Origin of the sequence: Arsukibacterium sp. (assembly GCF_036735525.1) — a bacterium.
Lineage (GTDB): Bacteria > Pseudomonadota > Gammaproteobacteria > Enterobacterales > Alteromonadaceae > Alishewanella.
Window position 1 is genome coordinate 1,365 of the sequence record NZ_DAINOE010000174.1, and the last position, 1,396, is coordinate 2,760.

Annotated in this window: 1 protein-coding gene; it reads right to left on the bottom strand. The window is 51.0% G+C overall.

The window, feature by feature from the left end:
- On the bottom strand, positions 1–1,396 hold a 1,396-nt coding region (locus tag V7D78_RS16895; RefSeq protein WP_333609622.1), incomplete at both ends, for a putative bifunctional diguanylate cyclase/phosphodiesterase.

The following is a 1,396-nucleotide window of genomic DNA, read 5'->3' on the forward strand; positions in this document are numbered from 1 at the left end:
CGGCTAACAAAGTCGGGCTGGCGAAACTGACTGGCACTGATGTTTACTGACAGCGTTAAGCTGGCCGTGACCAGATGCTGTTGCCATAACACTAATTGCTGGCAGGCGGCCTGTAGCACCCAATCACCTATCGCTAAAATCAGCCCGCTTTCTTCGGCAAAACCAATAAACTCAAACGGGCCTATCAGGCCACGCAAAGGATGCCGCCAACGGATCAACGCTTCAGCGCCCAACGCCATGCCTGACGCATCCACTTGCAGCTGATAAAACAGCTCAAATTGCTGCTCAGTAATGGCCTGGCGTAATTCATTGTCCAACACTGCGCGCTGGCTGGCTTTTTGTTGCAGCTGAGGGTCGTAAAAATACAGACAATTTCGGCCCGCCGCTTTGGCCTGATACATCGCCATATCGGCCTGGGTGATCAACATATCGGCACTGTGTTGCTGGTCGTTAAATAAACTGACTCCTATGCTGACACTATTATGATATCGGATATGCTGCCACTGATAGGGCTGCAACACTGCCTGCATCACTTTTTGCGCTACCCGTTTTACCGCCTGCATCGCCTCAGTACTGTCGGCCGATAACTGTTCAATGATTAGCACAAACTCATCGGCTCCAAAACGCCCTACTGTATCGCCATCTCTGACTGTTTGCTGCAGTGCCTGCCCCACCTGGCGCAATAACAAGTCGCCCTGCTCATGTCCATAGCTATCATTAAAGTGCTTAAAGTGGTCTAAATCTATAAAGAGAACAGCGGCATAATTTTGCTGGCGTTTGCTGTTTGCCAATGCCTGCTGCAAGCGATCCAGAATAAGCCGCCGGTTGGGTAAAGCGGTAACAGGATCGTAAAAAGCCAGATTTTCTGCCTGTTGCTCGGCGCGTTGACGAATAAAACTGCCACTGATATTACCGGCAATTAAGCTTAACGCCGCCAGGTGTTCGTCATTCCAATGCTGGGTATGGCGCACCAAATCCAGTCCAAACACCCCCAGTAAACTGTCCTGGGCGCGCAGCGGTAGCATCAGCAGCGCCTGTATACTTTGCTCTGCCAACAGCTGATACTCTGCAGACGCCGGATCAAGCTGACTGACATCGTTAATCGGGATGGCTTTGCCTGCCTGCAAAGTGTTCATCCAGTCACCCAAGGCGGCAACAGGTAAGGCTTGTAACGTTTGTTGCTGGCTACTGACGCCCGGTGCACACCATTCATGGGTATTTTTGGCAAATTCAAAGCGGGCATCGAATAAAAATATGTAGCTGCGATCGGCCTGAAAAAAGCTGCCAATGCGCGCCAGGGCCTGATTGATAACCTGATCCAGCTCAGTGGCAGGACTTAACACAAAGCTGCTGGAGATATCAGCGATAAGTTGAAAAAAAGCAGCCTGACTGCGGG